The 18,431-nt window shown below is 42.7% G+C and carries 12 protein-coding genes; 9 read left to right on the top strand and 3 right to left on the bottom strand.

Annotated features, from left to right (window positions below):
• Positions 1-373: 373 nt before the first annotated feature.
• Together BV375_RS30310 and BV375_RS37320 are read left to right on the top strand one after the other, a co-directional pair.
• Entirely contained in the window at positions 374-1,498 is a 1,125-nt protein-coding gene (locus BV375_RS30310; protein ID WP_086767418.1) for a ferrochelatase, read from the top strand.
• Positions 1,499-1,705: 207 nt separating this feature from the next.
• Positions 1,706-1,846 carry a hypothetical protein gene (locus BV375_RS37320; protein ID WP_166507564.1) on the top strand — a complete coding sequence of 47 codons (141 nt, stop codon included), beginning with the start codon at positions 1,706-1,708 and terminating at the stop codon, positions 1,844-1,846.
• Between the two features lie 185 nt (positions 1,847-2,031).
• On the opposite strand, the gene BV375_RS30305 is transcribed toward BV375_RS37320, so the two are convergent.
• The gene (locus tag BV375_RS30305) at positions 2,032-2,751 is read right to left on the bottom strand and encodes a Uma2 family endonuclease (protein WP_086767416.1); all 720 of its coding nucleotides are present in this window, start codon (positions 2,749-2,751) and stop codon (positions 2,032-2,034) included.
• Positions 2,752-3,122: 371 nt separating this feature from the next.
• On the opposite strand from BV375_RS30305, the gene BV375_RS30300 reads away from it, so the two are divergent.
• From BV375_RS30300 to BV375_RS30280, 5 genes are all read left to right on the top strand, one after another.
• Positions 3,123-3,413, top strand: a complete 291-nt coding sequence (locus BV375_RS30300; protein WP_086767414.1) for a CTB family bacteriocin — start codon at positions 3,123-3,125, stop codon at positions 3,411-3,413.
• A gap of 499 nt (positions 3,414-3,912) precedes the next feature.
• Positions 3,913-8,694, top strand: a complete 4,782-nt coding sequence (locus BV375_RS30295) for an ATP-binding protein (RefSeq protein ID WP_086767480.1) — start codon at positions 3,913-3,915, stop codon at positions 8,692-8,694.
• 176 nt (positions 8,695-8,870) lie between these two features.
• Positions 8,871-9,920, top strand: coding sequence for a type 2 isopentenyl-diphosphate Delta-isomerase (gene fni, locus BV375_RS30290; RefSeq protein ID WP_086767412.1), 1,050 nt, complete (start codon positions 8,871-8,873; stop codon positions 9,918-9,920).
• Between the two features lie 133 nt (positions 9,921-10,053).
• Positions 10,054-11,889, top strand: a complete 1,836-nt coding sequence (gene sppA, locus BV375_RS30285) for a signal peptide peptidase SppA (RefSeq protein ID WP_086767410.1) — start codon at positions 10,054-10,056, stop codon at positions 11,887-11,889.
• A 477-nt stretch (positions 11,890-12,366) separates the two neighbouring features.
• The gene (locus tag BV375_RS30280; RefSeq protein ID WP_086767408.1) at positions 12,367-12,663 is read left to right on the top strand and encodes a hypothetical protein; all 297 of its coding nucleotides are present in this window, start codon (positions 12,367-12,369) and stop codon (positions 12,661-12,663) included.
• 61 nt (positions 12,664-12,724) lie between these two features.
• Here the strand turns inward: BV375_RS30280 and BV375_RS37315 are convergent, their stop codons facing one another.
• Positions 12,725-12,898, bottom strand: a complete 174-nt coding sequence (locus BV375_RS37315; RefSeq protein WP_166507563.1) for a hypothetical protein — start codon at positions 12,896-12,898, stop codon at positions 12,725-12,727.
• Positions 12,899-12,920: 22 nt separating this feature from the next.
• Entirely contained in the window at positions 12,921-15,551 is a 2,631-nt protein-coding gene (locus tag BV375_RS30275) for a DNA polymerase III subunit alpha (protein WP_086767406.1), read from the bottom strand.
• 175 nt (positions 15,552-15,726) lie between these two features.
• Between BV375_RS30275 and BV375_RS30270 the strand changes: the two genes are divergently transcribed.
• Positions 15,727-17,022: a dicarboxylate/amino acid:cation symporter gene (locus BV375_RS30270; protein ID WP_086767404.1), complete on the top strand. Its 1,296-nt coding sequence runs from the start codon at positions 15,727-15,729 to the stop codon at positions 17,020-17,022.
• 1,103 nt (positions 17,023-18,125) lie between these two features.
• Complete coding sequence (gene clpS / locus BV375_RS30260) at positions 18,126-18,431, top strand: ATP-dependent Clp protease adapter ClpS (protein WP_086767400.1); 306 nt, start codon at positions 18,126-18,128, stop codon at positions 18,429-18,431.

The raw sequence follows: 18,431 nt of genomic DNA, 5'->3' as shown, positions 1-18,431 counted from the left end.
TTTTACGCAACTCAAAGCGATTATCACTCCAGCAAGAAGTTCTGAATAATTTGTAGAAACCTAGCCCTAACTTAAACCACTACAGAAAGAGTTGAAATCTTGAGAATGATACAAATTTTGCGTAGGCGATCGCAGCACTATGGGGGGTTGTTATGTGGTATCGAATACACTACTCTTGCTCTTTGCCCCTAGTTTTTAGGTAAATTTTTTTGTCTACATCCTAATGGTAGGGGTATGTGATGCCATGTCTCGTTATGATGATTGTAATTATCCTATCCCCCCGGATGGGATATTAATTTACTAAGCAGAGAAATAATTCAGTTATTTCTTTGATACTTAATCTCTCCATTCTGGTTATATCGAGGAACTCACTGTGGTAGCCACGCCGGAAAAATTACAACACACCCACGAGCAATCATCACGTCAAGACCGAGTCGCCGTATTGCTCATGGGCTACGGCGAAGTCGAAAGCTACGAAGATTTCGCTAACTATAACGAACAGGCTTTAAATTTACTGACAGCCAAATTTGCCCCAGTCCCAACTTGGGTTTACCCACCCCTAGCCAAGCTTTTGGCGTTATTTGACCGCCATGAGTGGGGACACACACACCACGATTTTATTTCCCCACATAACGCCATCTTTGAAAAGCAACGCGCTGGGATAGAAAAGCTTTTACAAGAAAAATGGGGTGAGGGCGTCCAAGTTTTCAAAGCGTTTAACTTCTGCGCTCCTTTCTTGCCTAAACAAGTTTTGGCAGAGATTAAAAACCAAGGCTTCGACAAAATTTTAATCTATCCCCTACTAGTGGTTGATTCTATCTTTACTAGTGGGATTGCGATCGAGCAGGTAAATAATGCTTTAGCCGAGTTGGCTGAGGGTGATCAACATTGGGTAAAAGGAATGCGTTACATTCCTTCTTTCTACAATGAGCCAGCCTACATTGATTTGATGGCTCATATAGTAGAGGAGAAAATTAATGCTGACTTAGCAGCAACTTACCTACCTTCTCAAATCGGTATTATCCTGATGAATCATGGTTGTCCTCACAAAGCGAAAGGATTCACCTCAGGGATTGCCGAAAGTCAAGCATTATATGAATTGGTACGGGAAAAATTGATTAACCGCTATCCTTTGATTTCTGTCGGTTGGCTCAACCATGACACCCCCCTAATTGAATGGACGTTACCAAATGCCGAGCAAGCTGCTAATAACCTGATTCAATTAGGTGCCAAAGTAGTCATTTTTATGCCAATTGGCTTTGCTACAGAAAATCACGAAACTTTATTAGATGTGCACCACATTATCCATGCTGTGGAGAAAAAGCATCCTGATGTAGATTATGTACAAATGCCTTGCGTTAATGACCATCCAGAATTTCTGGCAATGGTAGCGCAATGGGCAGAGTCTCATATTAGCGAGTTGAGGACAGAAGAAGCAGTAACGGTTAATCCTCAACTAGACGCACATCATCATCACGATCACCACCATCATCATTAAGTGAGCATGTAGGGTAGGTAATGCTTGCCCTACATTTTCCTGATAGGTATTATTGGCGCGACAAAGCAAGAGGATATTGTCCATGTAACAGAATGTAAAATCGATATAAACCTTGCGATTGCTTCATTGCACTTTGTTCCATTCGCAATGACTTATACCAATTCCAGCAAAAAATGAGACAGATGCGTAGGTTGGGGAGCCACTCACGTGGGCGGGTTTCCCGACTTGAGTGAAGTGGCGTTTGAACTGAGTGAAACTCAACAATTAAAAGACTTTGGAATGTTGGGTTTCGTTCCTCAACCCAACCTACATCTACATCATATTTTTTGTGAAATGGTATTAGCGTGAATTATTTTAGTCTTTCTACTTATATCTGCTCGATCAACCAATATAAAGCAGTGTTATTAATGATGTTGCCAAGTAGTCAATCCCTAATTGTAGCAAAAGGAGACTAAGAGCAAGGGTCTATCCAGCGCGATCGCATAGGTAACAGCTTTTTCTTTCTGTTTTAACTGTTGGAACTGTCTTTGCAGTTATGGCAATTCGCCAAACTGTTCTCGATAACGAGAAAGTAGCGACTCGAGTTCCGTTGCGCGTTGACGTTCCTGTTCTGCACGTTGGCGTTCCTGTTCTGCCTGTCTTTCAGCCTCTATACGTTTGTGAGTCTCTTGTCTGAGTGCTTCAACCAACTCATCAGCCACCAACAATTTTTCTCCGTTATCTAAGCGATAAAAGCCAATTAGTTTTCCTTCTACAGCAAGACGTAATTGTAGTTGTTGGCTGCAACTATCGCTAATTGGCTCATAAATATCTCCTCGCAGCCGATACCCTTGCAACTTTTGTTCAATCCACTCACCCTTTGGGTCAAATAACCAATATTCCTGTACTTCTAGCCCTTCATAGAGATTTTTCTTAGCGGTTTTGTCCTCTTCCTGAGTCCCTTTAGAGGTAATTTCAAAAATCACTTTTGGCACTTGTTGTTCTTCCCAAATTTTGTAGTTATCGCGTCCCCCCGGTTCAACGTCATAGATAACCATGACATCAGGAGCAACTCGCAATTTTGGGAAACCTTGTGCATAATACAAGAATTGATTGGCTAAAACTGTGGCGCGACGACCTTGAAGATACTGTCTGAGGACTTCTAGTGTAGTTAAAATTGCATATAGATGGTCGTAAGTTTCCGCCACAGGTTCTCCATCGCTGCTGGCATAAATAATTTCCGATTTGGGAGAGTTAGGAATAGCGGTGGTCATAGAGCCACGTTTAAAGTTTTATTAATTTATTTTAGTTAAGAGATCGCACCTGTTGCACGGAAATCTTAAACCGTTGATTGTATCTATATTTTATCTAGGTAACACTAAGAAATAATTATCGCTTTACTATAAGTAAATCTAATAGTTTTAACCTATTGGTTAAGGTAGTTAAGCGGTAAATTGTATTCCAAGTTACAAATTTCTGGTGTTCGTTCTTTGCCAGGAAAACTTGGCAATTTACTGAAAGTAATTGCTACTGTTTTCTCCAGCCTCTATCCTGTTAATTCCTTTCAAGATGTAAGGCAATACGGCATAAGTTATCACCCTAGAGAGATATCTAAATATCAATAGCTATTGATAGGGAAAAAATCATGTCTCATGAGAAAGTCATAAATAACGCTCCCGTTGAATTATCAAACGAAGAACTCGATCAAGTGTCGGGTGGAATTGATATTTTCTTATCAGGGTCGATGTTTGAGCAGAGAGATATGTTGTCATCTGTGCGAACAAGTTCAAGGCGAAGGGGTTTTGGCAGCAATTCTGTTTTTAGATCTTCTTATATATCTTCTGCTGCATTTCAAGTGATTGGTTTGGGCTTTGAATCGGTTAACGATGTTATGAGCTTCTTTTCAGGCTTTGCCAGGCTGTTTGGCAGAAGATGAAGTTACAAATCTAGAGGTAAACAATATAACCTTTGTCGGGGCATAGCATCTGTAATCGCTGGGTTGGGCAACTAAACTTACTGATGCTGTGCCCCAGTCCTTAGGAAATTTTTTGTAAATTTATGTGTCTTCTGGCAGATACGACGAGCAATATAGCACGTGGTAAAGTCTCGCTTAGAAAAGCAAAGTTAGCAGTGCTTTATGTCCGCAATAAACAGTAAGATTTGCGGAGTTAGTTCGCAAGACCTCATAGCGCCTGAAACTGTCACAAGTAAAGTTCGCAGTTAAGCTAGGGGTTTCATTCCAGAGAAACGCTGGAAAAGCTGACTAACAAAACTTTTACCCTAAACATTGAAACAACTTTAAGCGTTACTATACCAAATGAGCGATCGCACTCAGGATCTGCAAAATAAATATTTTCGAGCATGAGGAGCAGAGACTTGTGACTCAACAGAAGAAAGCCACTACCATCGAAGACATTTTTGCTGGTGGTGGAGAAATGGGAAGGCTCATGCAATCTTTTGATTGGTCACAAACGTCTTTGGGCCCAGTATCAGCATGGCCGCAGAGCCTCAAGACTTGCGTGCGAATTATGCTGACATCCCGCCAACCGATGTTTGTCTGGTGGGGTTCAGAACTGATTAACCTTTACAATGATGCTTACAAAGCGATTGTTGGTGGCAAACATCCTTCTGCCCTAGGACAGCCAGCTGCCTATGTGTGGCGAGAGATTTGGGATCAGGTTGGGCCGCGGGCAGAATCAGCGCTGTTGCAGAATGAAGGTACTTACGACGAAGCGCTGCTATTAATCATGGAGCGCAACGGCTACCCAGAAGAGACTTACTATACATTTTCATATAGCCCAGTTCCTAACGATCAAGGCGGTACAGGTGGAATTATTTGTGCCAACTCAGACGACACGCAGCGAATTATTAGCGAACGTCAGTTGGCACTACTGCGGGAACTAGCGGCTAGGACAGCAGACGCGCGCACATTTGATGCAGCCTGCTCTCTAAGTGCAAGTTGTTTGGTAACTAACCCTTACGACCTACCTTTTGCGATGATTTATCTGGTCGATCCAGAGCAGCAGTGCGTTTTGTTAACTGGGACTTGCGGTATCGAACTAGACAATGCAGCAGTTCCGCAAAAAGTCGATATTGATGCCGATTCAGTTTGGCCCTTTGCAGAAATCATCAAAACCCAGAAGCCATGCCTGGTGTCTAATTTGGAAGCGTCTTTTGCCAACCTGCCAACAGGCGCTTGGAAGCGTCCTCCACACCAAGCAGTGGCGGTGCTGATCGCACCATCGAGACAGACGGGAAAAGCTGGGATCTTGATTGCTGGCTTGAACCCGTTTAGAATCTTTGACGACAACTATCAAAGATTTATCGATTTAGTTTCATCTCAGATTGGAGCTAGCATTGCCAACGCTCAAGCATACGAAGAAGAGCGCAAGCGCACTGAAGCATTAGCAGAACTAGATCGAGCAAAAACCGTTTTCTTTAGCAACGTCAGCCACGAATTCCGTACTCCGCTCACCCTGATGCTCGGCCCCTTGGAGGATATCCTAGCCGATTCTTCTGGGCTGTTACCCAGCGATCGCGAACAGTTGGAAATTGTGCATCGTAACTCCCTGCGGTTGCTGAAGCTGGTAAATACACTGCTGGACTTCTCCCGGATTGAGGCAGGTCGCGTCCAAGCGGTCTATGAACCAACAGACTTGGCAATGTTGACAACAGACTTGGCAGGAGTCTTTAGATCCGCCATCGAACGGGCAGAGATGCGCCTTGTGGTAGACTGCCCTCCACTACCTGAACCCGTGTATGTAGACCGGGAAATGTGGGAAAAAATTGTTCTGAACTTGCTCTCGAATGCCTTTAAATTCACTTTTGCGGGAGAGATCGCAGTTACTTTGCGCTATTACAGTGACCATGTTGAACTAGAAGTGCGAGATACGGGCACAGGTATTCCTGCTGAAGAAATACCCCATTTATTTGAGCGCTTTCATCGGGTACAGGGGGCAAAGGGAAGGACTTATGAAGGATCGGGAATTGGTCTTTCCTTAGTTAAAGAATTAGTGCAACTGCATGGCGGTACTATCAAAGTTACTAGTATTATCAATCAAGGAAGCAGCTTTAAAGTATCAATTCCTACAGGCTCGGCTCATTTACCAAGCGTTAGCGTAGCGGGGCGCGATAGTGCACTTCGCATTCAGACAAATCGTTCATTGGCATCAACTGCAATAGGTGCAGCTGCCTATGTCGAAGAAGCCTTACGCTGGCTACCTCAAGAGGACACGGGGATGCGGAGACTGACAGACAAGGAGAAAGTATCACAAACATTTCCCGCGTCTCTATATCCCCGTGTCGTTGCATCTTCCTCTGCCCGTATCCTGCTGGCTGACGATAACGCTGATATGCGCGACTATGTACAGCGTTTGTTGTTAACTCAAGGGTATGAGGTTGAGGTAGTATCAGATGGGTTGGCGGCTTTAACATCTGTGCGTCAGCATTTACCCGATCTGGTGCTGACAGATATTATGATGCCTAGGCTGGATGGCTTAGGTTTGTTACAAGAGCTAAGGGCTGATCCAAATACCAGAGAAATGCCAATTATTCTGCTTTCTGCCCGTGCTGGAGAAGAATCCCGTATCCAAGGTCTAGAAGCAGGAGCCGACGACTACCTAATCAAGCCGTTTTCGGCGCGGGAGTTACTGGCTCGTGTCGAGGCAAATTTGAAGATGGCTCAGATGCGTCAAGAAGCAGTGCGACGGGAGCAAGAGCTACGAATTCAAACTGAAGCAGCCCGCAGTCAAATTAGCAACATTCTAGAAAGTATCACTGATGCCTTTGTGGCTTTTGATCGCGAGTGGCACTACACCTACGTTAATGAACAAGCTACAAGACTATTGCAAAAATCCCGGGAAGAATTGCTCGGTAAGCAAGTATGGCAAGAAGTATTTCCAGAATTAGTGGGAAGTTTGGGTTACCAGAAACTCCACTATGCTGTGAAGGAGAAGATTTCCGTTGTCTTTGAAGAGTTTGGTGAACCGATGGGTATGTGGCTGGAAATCCATGCTTACCCATCCGCAGATGGTGTTGCCGTTTATTTTCGCGACATTACGGCTCGCAAACGGGCAGAGGCAGCTCTTAGTGCCAGCGAAGAGCGGTTTCGGGCGATCGTCAACCAGGCAGCAGTAGGAATTGCACAAACCGATTTAACAGGTCGATTCCTGCTAGTAAACCAGCAGTATTGTGACATCGTTGGCTATTCAAGGTCAGAATTATTTCAAAAGCGAATAGAGGAAATTGTTCATCCCGACGATTTGCCTTTGCAAACAGAGCTTTTTTACAACTTGGTAACGTCAGGAGATGACTTCACAATCGAGAAACGTTATATCCGTAAAGATGGTTCCCAGGTATGGGTGAGCAATAGCGTCGCAGCAATCTGTGATGCATCTGGTAAACCCCAATACGCGATCGCGATCGTGCTGGATATCACTGAACGCAAACGCAGTGAGGCAGAACGTGCTAGGTTACTCTTGCGTGAGCAGCAGCAGACAACCCGGTTACAAAAGCTGACTGAGGCATCCTTGAGTATCAACTCGACGCTATCACTAAACGAAAGACTGCGAATAATTACAGACCAAACCCGCGATATTATTGGTGCACACCAGTCCGTCACCAGTATGACGGTTGATGATAACTGGGTCCAAGGAATTCATACAGTATCGCTTTCAGATAAATATGCCCAGTGGCGCAACTACAACGAGAACCCTGATGGCTCAGGGATTTATACGTTAATTTGCCGCACACAAAAGCCGATGCGGTTGACTCAAGCTGAACTAGAAGCACATCCTAATTGGTGCAAATTTAGTCAGGCCGCAGCTAAACATCCCCCAATGCGTGGTTGGCTGGCTGTACCTCTCACCAGCCGTAATGGTAAAAATCTTGGTTTAATTCAGCTTTCCGATAAATATGAGGGCGAATTCACCGCAGAAGACGAAGCGATTTTGGTACAACTGGCTCAGATGGCAGCTTCAGCAATTGACAATGTTCGGCTCTACGAAGCATCTCAGCAAGCAAATCGTATCAAAGATGAATTTTTAGCAGTACTGTCTCACGAGTTGCGATCGCCCCTCAACCCCATCTTAGGCTGGTCAAAGTTATTACGAACCCAAAAACTTGATGCTGCCAAAACAACTCAAGCGTTGTCTGTCATCGAACGCAACGCCAAATTACAAGCCGATCTGATTGACGATCTGCTGGATGTTTCCCGGATTCTACGGGGTAAACTTAACCTTAATGTCTGCCCTGTTAATTTGGTTTCGATAATTCAAGCAGCAATGGAAACGGTGCGACTGGCTGCTGAAGCCAAGTCCATCAATTTACGATTTCCGTTTTTAGATTTTGGATTGGAAGATATTGATGTCAGTCCAAAATCTACAAACTCTAACGAGCAACCTGGTAATCTAAAATCCAAAATCCAAAATCCAAAATTTCTGGTTTCCGGTGATGCCAATCGATTGCAGCAAGTAATCTGGAATCTCCTCTCCAACGCCGTCAAATTTACGCCAGAAGGGGGGCGGGTAGACATTCGACTCGAACAAATTGGCTCTGTTGCTCAAATTACCGTCAGCGATACAGGTAAGGGGATCGAGCCTGATTTCCTTCCCTATGTATTTGACTACTTTCGTCAAGCAGATGCAGCCACAACCCGTAAATTTGGGGGGTTGGGGTTGGGACTGGCGATTGTCCGTCAGTTAGTCGAATTGCATGGTGGAACAGTCCAGGCGGAAAGCTTAGGCGTCGATCGGGGTGCAACCTTTACAGTGAGATTGCCACTGATGCACAATCAATCTCAGACCCATGAAGATACTCAACAGTCTGAGCTATCCCGTGATTTAAAGGGTATAAAAATTTTAGTAGTGGATGACGACACAGATACACGAGAATTTATTGCCTTCTTGCTAGAAAAGCATGGCGCAACTATCACAGCCGCCGCCTCCGCTAACGAGGCACTCAGCGCTTTTACTCAGTTCCAGCCAGACATACTGTTGAGCGATATTGGAATGCCAGAAATGGATGGATATATGTTAATGCGACAGGTGAGATCTCTGCCGCCAGAACAAGGAGGACAGATTAGCGCGATCGCTCTGACAGCTTATGCCGGAGAAATTGACTACCAGCAAGCGCTCACAGCAGGCTTTCAAAGGCATATTTCCAAACCAGTCGATCCTGTTACACTTATTGAAGCCATAACCGTCTTAGTTGGTAAATAATGTCTAGTAGGATGGCAGTGCCCACTATATCAAGGTTTTGCTAGTCAATGCCACACCCTACATCAAATAAGCAACTCATGGCAATGCCCAACACCCAATACCTGATATATACCGTTTCCTAGAATCCCTGAACCTGTAACAATAGCGATCGCAACAGCCTTAATTCATACATACCAGTGAACGTCCCCAACAGCATCTCAGCACAAACCCAGTCTCGTAAAGCCGAGCATATTCGCATCTGTCTAGAGGAAGATGTTCAATGTCACCAAATAACCAATGGACTAGAGCGCTATCGTTTCAGCCATTGTTGCTTACCAGAATTAGATCGCAATGATATAGATATCAGTACAAATTTTTTGGAAAAACGCCTAGGCGCACCTTTGTTAATCTCTTCCATGACTGGGGGAACTGAACAAGCAGGGATCATTAATCAGCGTTTGGCACAAGTTGCCCAAGATTACAAAATTGCAATGGGTGTTGGTTCTCAGCGCGTAGCGGTGGAAAAACCTCAGGTAGCTGATACCTTTGCTATACGTAAGTATGCCCCCGATGTTCTGTTATTAGCCAATTTGGGTGCTGTGCAGCTTAACTACAAGTATGGTTTAGAAGAATGCCTGCGAGTAGTTGAGATTTTAGAAGCCGATGCCTTAATTTTGCATCTTAACCCTTTACAAGAATGCATTCAATCTAAAGGTGATACTAATTTTCGAGGATTGCTTGACAAGATTGCTATCTTATGCTTTAAGTTGCCAGTGCCAGTGATTGCCAAGGAAGTAGGCAATGGGATTTCTGCGGCAATGGCAGAGAAATTACTCGCGGCTGGGGTAAAGGCGATTGATGTGGCGGGTGCGGGAGGAACTTCTTGGGCAAAAGTAGAAAGCGAACGGGCGGATAATGACTTGCAACGGCGTTTGGGAAAGACCTTTGCTGATTGGGGTTTACCAACAGCAGATTGTATTACAACTATTCGAGCGATCGCACCTCATGTGCCGTTAATTGCCTCAGGCGGGTTGCGTCATGGACTAGATGTAGCAATGGCGATCGCCTTGGGGGCCGATATCGCTGGTTTAGCTATGCCATTTCTGCAAGCAGCCGTGACATCACAAGCAGCACTTGTTGATTTAGTTGAGGTATTAATTGCAGAAATCACTACAGTTTTATTCTGTACTGGTAACGCAACTTTAGATCAATTAAAGCATTCTGGAAGTTTACAGCGGATACAATAATGATTGCGTATGTAATAAACAGAATCCAATTTTTAAGGTGAGATAAAAAATCTTCCTAGCTTAAATAAATATTTTCTGTTCCCTGTTACCTCTTCCATGTTCTCTTTTTATTGACTATTAACTATTAACTAAAATGCGTAATTTTCTGCAACAAACTTTTGCCAGCTTACTAGGCAGTTTACTAGGACTAATTATTTTCAGCGGTATTGGAGCTACTGGATTATTATTGCTATTATTTGCCGCCGCTACATCCAAAGATACGGGGCCAGAAGTAAAAGATAAGTCTGTTGTAGTTTTTGACTTATCAATGAACATCACCGATGGCGAACCTAAGTCTGCTGAATTTTTTCAGAAAGCGCTATCAGGTGTCGATGAAAACCAGATGTCACTCCGCAGCGTTCTGAATACCTTAGAAAAGGCGCAGCGCGATCCCCGAATTGTGGGTATATATCTAGATGCAACACGCACCAACTCAACTAACAGCGCAGGCTATGCATCCATGAAAGAAATTCGGCAAGCACTAGAGAAGTTCCGCGCTGCGGGCAAAAAGGTTGTAGCCTATGGTAAGGACTGGGACGAACGGGAATATTATCTCAGTTCAGTAGCAGATACTGTTGTACTCAATCCTCTGGGGATGATGGAAGTCAACGGTTTAAGTTCGCAACCAATGTTTTTGGCAGGTGCATTGCAGAAATATGGTATTGGTGTGCAGGTTGTGCGAGTCGGAAAATTTAAAGGCGCAGTCGAACCGTTTATCCTCACAAAGTTGAGTCCAGAGAACCGCGAGCAAACTCAGAAATTGTTAGATGATGTTTGGGCGGAGTGGCGCACATCTGTGGGAGCTAGTCGCAAAATCGGTGCTGATAAATTGCAGGCGATCGCAGATAATCAAGCAGTGTTGGAAGCACCAGAAGCAAAATCTAGCGGTTTGGTAGATCGGGTAGCTTATGTTGATGAGGTGGTTAGCGACCTGAAAAAGCTAACCGCTAGCGATAAAGATGATAAAACCTTCCGCCAAATTAGCCTCAGCGACTACGCCCAAGTTCCCAATAAGTCCCTGGATGTAGAACGTAAATCAAAAAATCAAATTGCCGTTGTTTATGCTGAAGGCGAGATTGTTGATGGCAAAGGCGACGATGGCGAAATAGGAGGCGATCGCTTTGCTAAAATCTTCAGCAAACTGCGACAAGATGATAATGTCAAGGCTGTGATTTTGCGAGTTAACAGTCCTGGTGGTAGCGCTACAGCCGCTGAGGTAATGCAACGAGAAGTGCGACTCACTCGTGCAGTCAAACCAGTTGTAGTTTCAATGGGAGATGTCGCCGCCTCTGGTGGTTACTGGATTTCTAGCGACTCCAACCGAATTTTTGCCGAACCAAATACAATTACAGGTTCAATTGGTGTATTTGGGTTACTATTCAACGGTCAAAAGTTAGCAAACGATAATGGTATTACTTGGGATTCGGTGAAAACTGGACGCTATGCAGACAGTCAAACCGTTTCTCGCCCAAAATCACCCCAAGAGTTAGCACTTTACCAGCGCAGTGTTAACCGGATTTACAATATGTTTCTCAATAAAGTATCTCAAGGACGCAAACTCCCAGAAACCAAGGTTGCAGAGATTGCCCAAGGAAGAGTTTGGTCAGGTACAGCCGCCAAAGAAATTGGTTTAGTAGATGAAATTGGTGGTTTGAGTACTGCTATAGAATATGCTGCTAAACAAGCAAAGTTGGGAAAAGATTGGCAAGTCAAAGAGTATCCCCAAACTAGCAGCTTTGAAGAACGCTTTTTTGGCAAAGCAACTGAAGAGACGCGGAGTGCTTTAGGGATCAAAGGAACAGAAATCAAACCCTCCAATCCCCTCACTGCTGAATTCCAAAAACTGCAACAGGAATTGGCAGTTCTGCAAAAGATGAACGATCCCCAAGGAGTTTACGCACGCTTACCCTTTAACCTCAAAATTGAGTAGGCGTTGGGATTTCGCCTGTCTTAATCGTGCAAATTACATTCCGCAGCTATGCAATATTATGAAATTATTCAAAATATTGCATAGCAAGGCTTTGAGGAATTTATCTTGAGATCGCGATCGCGCAGAGCATTTTTAAGAAAATTGAGTAAGAAATGAAATTCCTTGATTCACCCAAAAGCCCTATTTATCAGGGTGAAGGTAAGAAGCGATTGCGCATAGCACTCCAGCAAGTGTATATTTAACTACTTGCTTTTGTTTATACTCCTCAGTTACTTGAGATTCCGCAAAATGACATAAAACTTTCGTAGTCAAGACTTCAAACCAATTCTCTAAAATTGGGTGCAAGTAAGAAAAGCAATTAAGAAAAATTTGATTTCCTTACTACAATGCTTTATTTATAAGGATTACAGACGCCAATACTGTACAACTTCCTTGCGCGATAATAGCTTCAAAAACTTATAACGTATCATTAGGTGTATGAGTGATATCGATAAACAGTGGGAGAACTTAAAGCAGAAATTTCCCATTGGTTACAAATTTTATGGAGAAATTACAAAGGTCAAGCCTTTTGGTATTTTTGTGTACCTTGGCTATCAAGTCATCGACGGTTATAAACTAAGCGGAATTATAGATATTGTTACAAAGCCCGATTGTGATTCATCTGGTTTACCGACAGACACTTCTTTGTGGCCACAAGTTGGTCAACGAGTTCATTGCAAAGTAATCGCTTACCGAGAATGTAACAAGGAAGTAGATTTAACATTGGTTAAATAAACAATATAAATTTGTTGTGTGTCCCGGACTCTGCTGCTGTTGAGCGAGAACTTAAATAGAATTAGGACTTATGATCTGGTACATACTCTTCAAAAAAGCGATCGCTTTTTTCTCCCCCAGCTGCGACTTCGCAATTGAGATGCTCGGCACTGGCTCTCAAAACTTTTGATACGACTCGGCTGTAGCAACTAAAGTAAGAAACTAAGGACTGAATTTTCTTACTTTGAGTATCCAATATTAACTATTGCTATGGGTTCTTATTTTGTTAATCGCGGAACCTGTAGCAAATCTAACCCCCGTTCAAAAATTTCATCAATCGGTAACATTTCTCCATCAGTAGTCATAAATTTATGGTCTTTTGTCGCCCGAATAATCGAACCATCTTCTAAACAATATTCAAACACTTCTTGTTGACCGCGATTATGCCACTGTGCTACAGGTTGAGTATAAACATTGCCATTGGTATCAACACTATAAACGCTGCATTCCAGGCGTTTTTCGACAATTTCACCAATCGCAATTAACCCATATTCTACTGTCAAAACTTCCGTATCATAGCTTAAGCAATATTCGGCGAATTTTAACATATCATCAAATAACTTTTCAGCTACTTGCTTTTTAACGCCGTTTTTAGTCGCACCATCAATAAACTTTTCCTGCTGCTTCTGCATCTCCGACACTTTCTTTTTACCCATTGCGCGACGCAGCAAGTCGGCTTGTCCTAGCGAATATCCGGCCATGTCCTGAGCAATTTTCATAATTTGCTCTTGATAGACCATAATTCCATAGGTTTCATTTAATATGGGTTCTAAAATAGCAGTTTCATAGTCAATATTTTCTCGACCATGTTTGCGGTTAATAAACTTAGGAATTAGTCCCGCATCTAAAGGGCCAGGTCGATAAAGTGCCAAAATTGATGAGATATCTTCGATATTAGATGGCTTCAAATCTCGGACTATCTGCTTCATCCCAGAAGATTCTAATTGAAATATTCCTTCTAGTTCACCCGCTTCTAATAGTGCATAAGTTTTTTGCACATCTTTTGGTAAAGTGCTATGTTCACCTTTCGCTAATATCTTCTGCGCTTTTCTTTCTTGACCTGTAATTTCATCAGGATCGACGCGATAACCATTAGTTTGTTCAATCAAATCTAAAGTCTTTTGAATCAAGGTCAAGTTCCGCAGACCGAGAAAGTCCATCTTTAACAATCCCATTGATTCTAGATCTTCCATGAAATACTGAGTAATCACGGAACCGTCGTTATTTCTCTGTAACGGCACAATTTCATCAAGAGGATCAGCAGAAATTACCACGCCTGCTGCATGAACCCCAAAAGTTTTGTTAGTTCCTTCAATTCGCATCGCCATATCAAGCCAATGGCGAACATGAGGCTCATTATCATACTTTTCTTTAAACTCTGGTGCTGGGGTGTCATCAGAAACCATCACCTTGAGTTTAGTTGGTTTCCCTCGCACTACAGGAATTAATTTCGCCATTTTGTCGGCTTCCCCGTAGGGAATATTTAATACCCTGGCGACATCTTTTAATACAGCTTTAGAAGTCAGGCGGTTAAAGGTAATAATTTGAGCAACTTTATCAGCACCATATTTCTCAGTTACATATTCAATAACTTTATCTCTTTGTTCAATGCAGAAATCCGTATCAATATCAGGCATGGATTTCCGTTCTGGGTTTAAAAAGCGCTCAAATAGTAGACCATGATGTACTGGATCGATGTTGGTAATGCGCATGGCATAAGCAACTAATGAACCAGCAGCCGATCCGCGTCCAGGCCCCACAGGAATATTATTATCTCTAGCAAATTTGATATAATCCCATACGACTAAAAAGTATTTGGAAAACCCCATTTGTTGAATCATTTTTAGTTCGTATTCCAACCTTTCTTTATAGGTTGGATCGACTTCGCTGCGGGATTTGCGATTTAACCTTTCTAAAAGTCCGCTCCATGCAACTTCTTCGGCGTAAGTATCAGCAGTATGACCAGAGGGAATGGGAGGGGTAGGAATTTGCGGCTCACCCATAATCTGGTAAGGCTCGACTTTATCGGCAACTTCTTCGGTGGTGGCTACAGCTGACGCAATCACATCATCAGGCAAATGATCGCGAAATAGCAGCTTCATTTCTTCGGCAGATTTGAGATATTCTGTGCCGCTATAACGCATTCGGTTTTCTTCAATAATTAGCTTACCTGTTTGAATACACAGCAAAGCGTCGTGTGCTTCTACGTCATAACAGGAAATAAAATGAGAATCATTAGTAGCAACAACTTTAATTTCTAATTCCCGAGCAATTTTAATAATTTCTACGTTAACAATTCTGTCTTCTTGGGAACCGTGGTCTTGAATTTCTAAATAATAGTCATCACCAAATACATCTTTATACCATTTAGCAACTTTACGCGCTGCATCTGGTCTATTGCTAAGAATTGCTTGCGGAATTTCTCCACCTAAACAAGCACTGGTAACAATCAATCCTTCATGATATTCTTTTAATAATTCTTTGTTAATGCAAGGACGGGAAAAAATACCTTTTCCTTGTACACCTTTTAGATGGGAAATAGTAGTTAATTTGACTAAATTTTTGTAGCCTTTAGTATTTTTAGCTAAAACAACTTGATGATAACGGGGGCGGCGTTCTTGCTTTTCAATATCGCCATTAATGATATACATTTCGTTGCCAAGAATTGGCTTAATGTTCTTACTCCGGCAGATTTTGATCAGTTCCACCGCACCGTACATCACACCGTGATCGGTGAGGGCGATCGCTTTCATCCCCAGAGCGATCGCTTGATCCACCAACTCTGGTAGCTGACTGGCTCCATCGAGCAAGCTGTAATCACTGTGAATATGCAAAGGAACAAAGGACATATCGATCTCCAACCACAAGCCAACGATAGCTCTTGGGGCATACTAGTGACATACCCTTTTGAGCAAGATTCTGCAAAGAAAGCAACGGGATCTTAGATTAACGCGTTTGTGAAAATTTCACTTCCGCAAGTGATGTTTAAATAGTTACAGCAGTCCAGTTACCCAACATATAACAATGAGTGAACCAGAGAGCATTACTTCGCTTGAAGCCAAAACCCGTCCTTGGTGGCTGCGTATTCCTCTGACATTACAAATTGTTATCGCCTTAGTGCTTGCTGTCAGTTTAGGAATCGTTCTCGGTGCAGGAAATCCTAGCCCAGACAATGCCACATTTATTACCAACTTAGCCATTCCCGCGGAATTAGTACTAAAGGCTCTCCGTGCCCTAGCTACGCCGCTAATTTTGGTAGCAGTGCTGCATACCTTCATGACTACCAATATCCCTGGTACAGCTGGTAGGCGGCTAGCAGTATTACTATTAACAAACACTACCGCCGCTATTCTCATAGGTTTGCTTGTAGCCAACGTCTTGCGTCCAGGTAGTTGGGGAAGTTTAGCAGTGACCCCAACAGGTACGGAAATACCTGCTCAAAGTGTCGACCCTTGGGGTTTAGTCAAAGATGCTGTACCCGATGCCATCCTCAAGCCGTTAGTCGATAATAATGTTATCCAACTGATCGTTATTGCCCTTTCCTTTGGGATTGTGCTGCGGGCATTAAAATCAGAACAAATTGCTCAAGGCAAAACAGGATACCAACCAATAGAAGATGTAATTGGGATTTTATTTGAGGCGGTAATTCGCATCCTCAACTGGGTAATTGCCTTAGTCCCCTTAGCTGTCTTTGGAATTGTCGCTAAAACTGTGGCTGAAAAAGGTTTTGCTCCCTTCCAATCTTTGGGGGCCTTTATCGTGGCAGTACTGGTCGCTCTGACGTTACAAGCTTGTTACTATCTCACTAGGGTAAAAATAGGTTCTTGGGTAAGTCCATTAAGATTCCTCGTTGGTGGTTCCGATGCTTTTATTACAGCTTTTTCGACTTCTTCCTCAACGGTGACAATGCCGATTACCTTTGAAGTTTTGCAAACAAAAATAGGTTTAAGGGAATCTTCAGCTTCTTTAGGGGCATTAGTCGGCGCAAACTTTAATAATGATGGTACTGCCCTGTATGAGGCAATGTCTGCATTGTATATTTCCCAAGTACTAGGGCAACATCTAAGTTTAGGACAGCAGTTAATCGTCATCCTCACATCTATTTTTGCATCCGTAGGCGCAGCTGGTATTCCGAATGCGGGATTGGTAACGATGACCTTGGTGTTTACTTCGGTTGGCTTGCCAACGCAGTATATAGCTTTGTTGGTAACTGTAGATTGGTTTTTGGATCGCTGCCGTACTGCGCTCAATGTTATGGGAGATATGACAGTCAGTGCTTTACTAGACGGTAAAAAGCCTCGTACTTTAGACGAGGCTTAATTTGCACCCTTAATAATAAACATTTAATGCTGTTGAGGCCCCTTGGCATCACATTCTCTATGCCAGCATCGTTCTAAAAGTTGAATTCGCCATATAGAAGCAAAAGTACGAGGATTCCATATTAATTTAGTGTGGCTACTAAACAAGGGCTGATTGAGATAATGCCAAAGTGGAAATTTAACGTTCTTAAGTTTGGGAGCCATAGGAAGAAATACTATACAGGCTATGTCGCAGTCTAGTTAAAGATTAAACAATGATATACACGATCGTCCTGGTGACAATTGCGGAAAATCACTAAATTTTATTGCAAAAATCATGAGAAAAACCTTGGTGGGAGAAATTTCCGCTGCAAGCTGATTTTGTATGGAATTATCTGAGTTATTTCGGCTTAAAGGAGTTTAAGCTCAGGTTTTGGCGCTCTTACTCCGCGGTAAGCTAACTCAGCTTAGTTGTTTCAGCCTAGAGTATTTATAGCGATTTTCAGACAATTTAAAAAATTATTAAGATAGATGCCTCGCTCAATACAATTACCAAAAAATTTTTTATGATTTAGCATTTAACATCTAAGTAGGTCGGCGTGAATATTTATCGTTGGGATGAGGCAGGAGGCAGGAGGCAGAAGGCAGGAGGGAAGAGGGTTTAAGCCTATTTGATTTTTCAAAACATAGTTTTGTTTTTCTACACCGTTCTACTTAAAATGGCAGAACTGAAGAAAATTAAAGACGTAAGGACAGAATATTTTGTGTCCTTACAATTTGCCATCAAAATACAACAAAATAAGATTGCGCCTGCTGACTAAACTGAGGGTATATTTGCCTCGCTGTTGTGGTCAAATAAATAATACAAATTTGCCAAAATACTGGCTATGTCCAAAAATTGAACAGTTCCTTTGGCAAAAGTGGTAAAAGCTGGGTAAATTTTCTTAAAAATGTCTTTAATCTAAAAATCTAGCCCACCCAGGTAGGCTTAGTGTTAAATGCCGCACACATGCACATAAAATCAGAGATTAGATAAAATCCCAAGTCTAACTCTTGACTCTGAAGTATGGACTAAACTAGTTATTTGTAGTGTAGTGTTATAAAATCCTGTTGATTAACTGTTTTATGGTGACCAGACTCTCAACATCACCAACTATAGCTCCTGAACGGTCTAATCAAGTTACCCGCAAGCTATATCCAAATTACAAAGTGATCGTTTTAAACGATGATTTTAATACATTTCAGCACGTGGCTGATTGTCTAATGAAGTATATTCCGGGGATGACAAGCGACAACGCATGGGATCTGACCCACCAAATACATTTTGAGGGTCAAGCGATCGTTTGGATAGGCCCGCAAGAACCAGCAGAACTTTATCACCAACAACTACGGCGTGCGGGTTTGACAATGGCTCCTCTAGAGGCAGCTTAA

This window comes from Nostoc sp. 106C (genome assembly GCF_002154725.1).
Classification (GTDB): domain Bacteria; phylum Cyanobacteriota; class Cyanobacteriia; order Cyanobacteriales; family Nostocaceae; genus Aulosira.
The sequence above is the reverse complement of the archived record's forward strand: the minus strand, read 5'-3'. Positions and strand labels throughout refer to the sequence as shown.

Bases quoted from the DNA above. Each gene is read 5' to 3' on its own strand.
- BV375_RS30305 (WP_086767416.1), bottom strand. From the start codon at position 2,751: ATGACCACCGCTATTCCTAACTCTCCCAAATCGGAAATTATTTATGCC.
- BV375_RS30300 (WP_086767414.1), top strand. From the start codon at position 3,123: ATGTCTCATGAGAAAGTCATAAATAACGCTCCCGTTGAATTATCAAAC.
- BV375_RS30295 (WP_086767480.1), top strand. From the start codon at position 3,913: ATGGGAAGGCTCATGCAATCTTTTGATTGGTCACAAACGTCTTTGGGC.
- sppA (WP_086767410.1), top strand. From the start codon at position 10,054: ATGCGTAATTTTCTGCAACAAACTTTTGCCAGCTTACTAGGCAGTTTA.
- BV375_RS30280 (WP_086767408.1), top strand. From the start codon at position 12,367: ATGAGTGATATCGATAAACAGTGGGAGAACTTAAAGCAGAAATTTCCC.
- BV375_RS30275 (WP_086767406.1), bottom strand. From the start codon at position 15,551: ATGTCCTTTGTTCCTTTGCATATTCACAGTGATTACAGCTTGCTCGAT.
- BV375_RS30270 (WP_086767404.1), top strand. From the start codon at position 15,727: ATGAGTGAACCAGAGAGCATTACTTCGCTTGAAGCCAAAACCCGTCCT.
- clpS (WP_086767400.1), top strand. From the start codon at position 18,126: ATGGTGACCAGACTCTCAACATCACCAACTATAGCTCCTGAACGGTCT.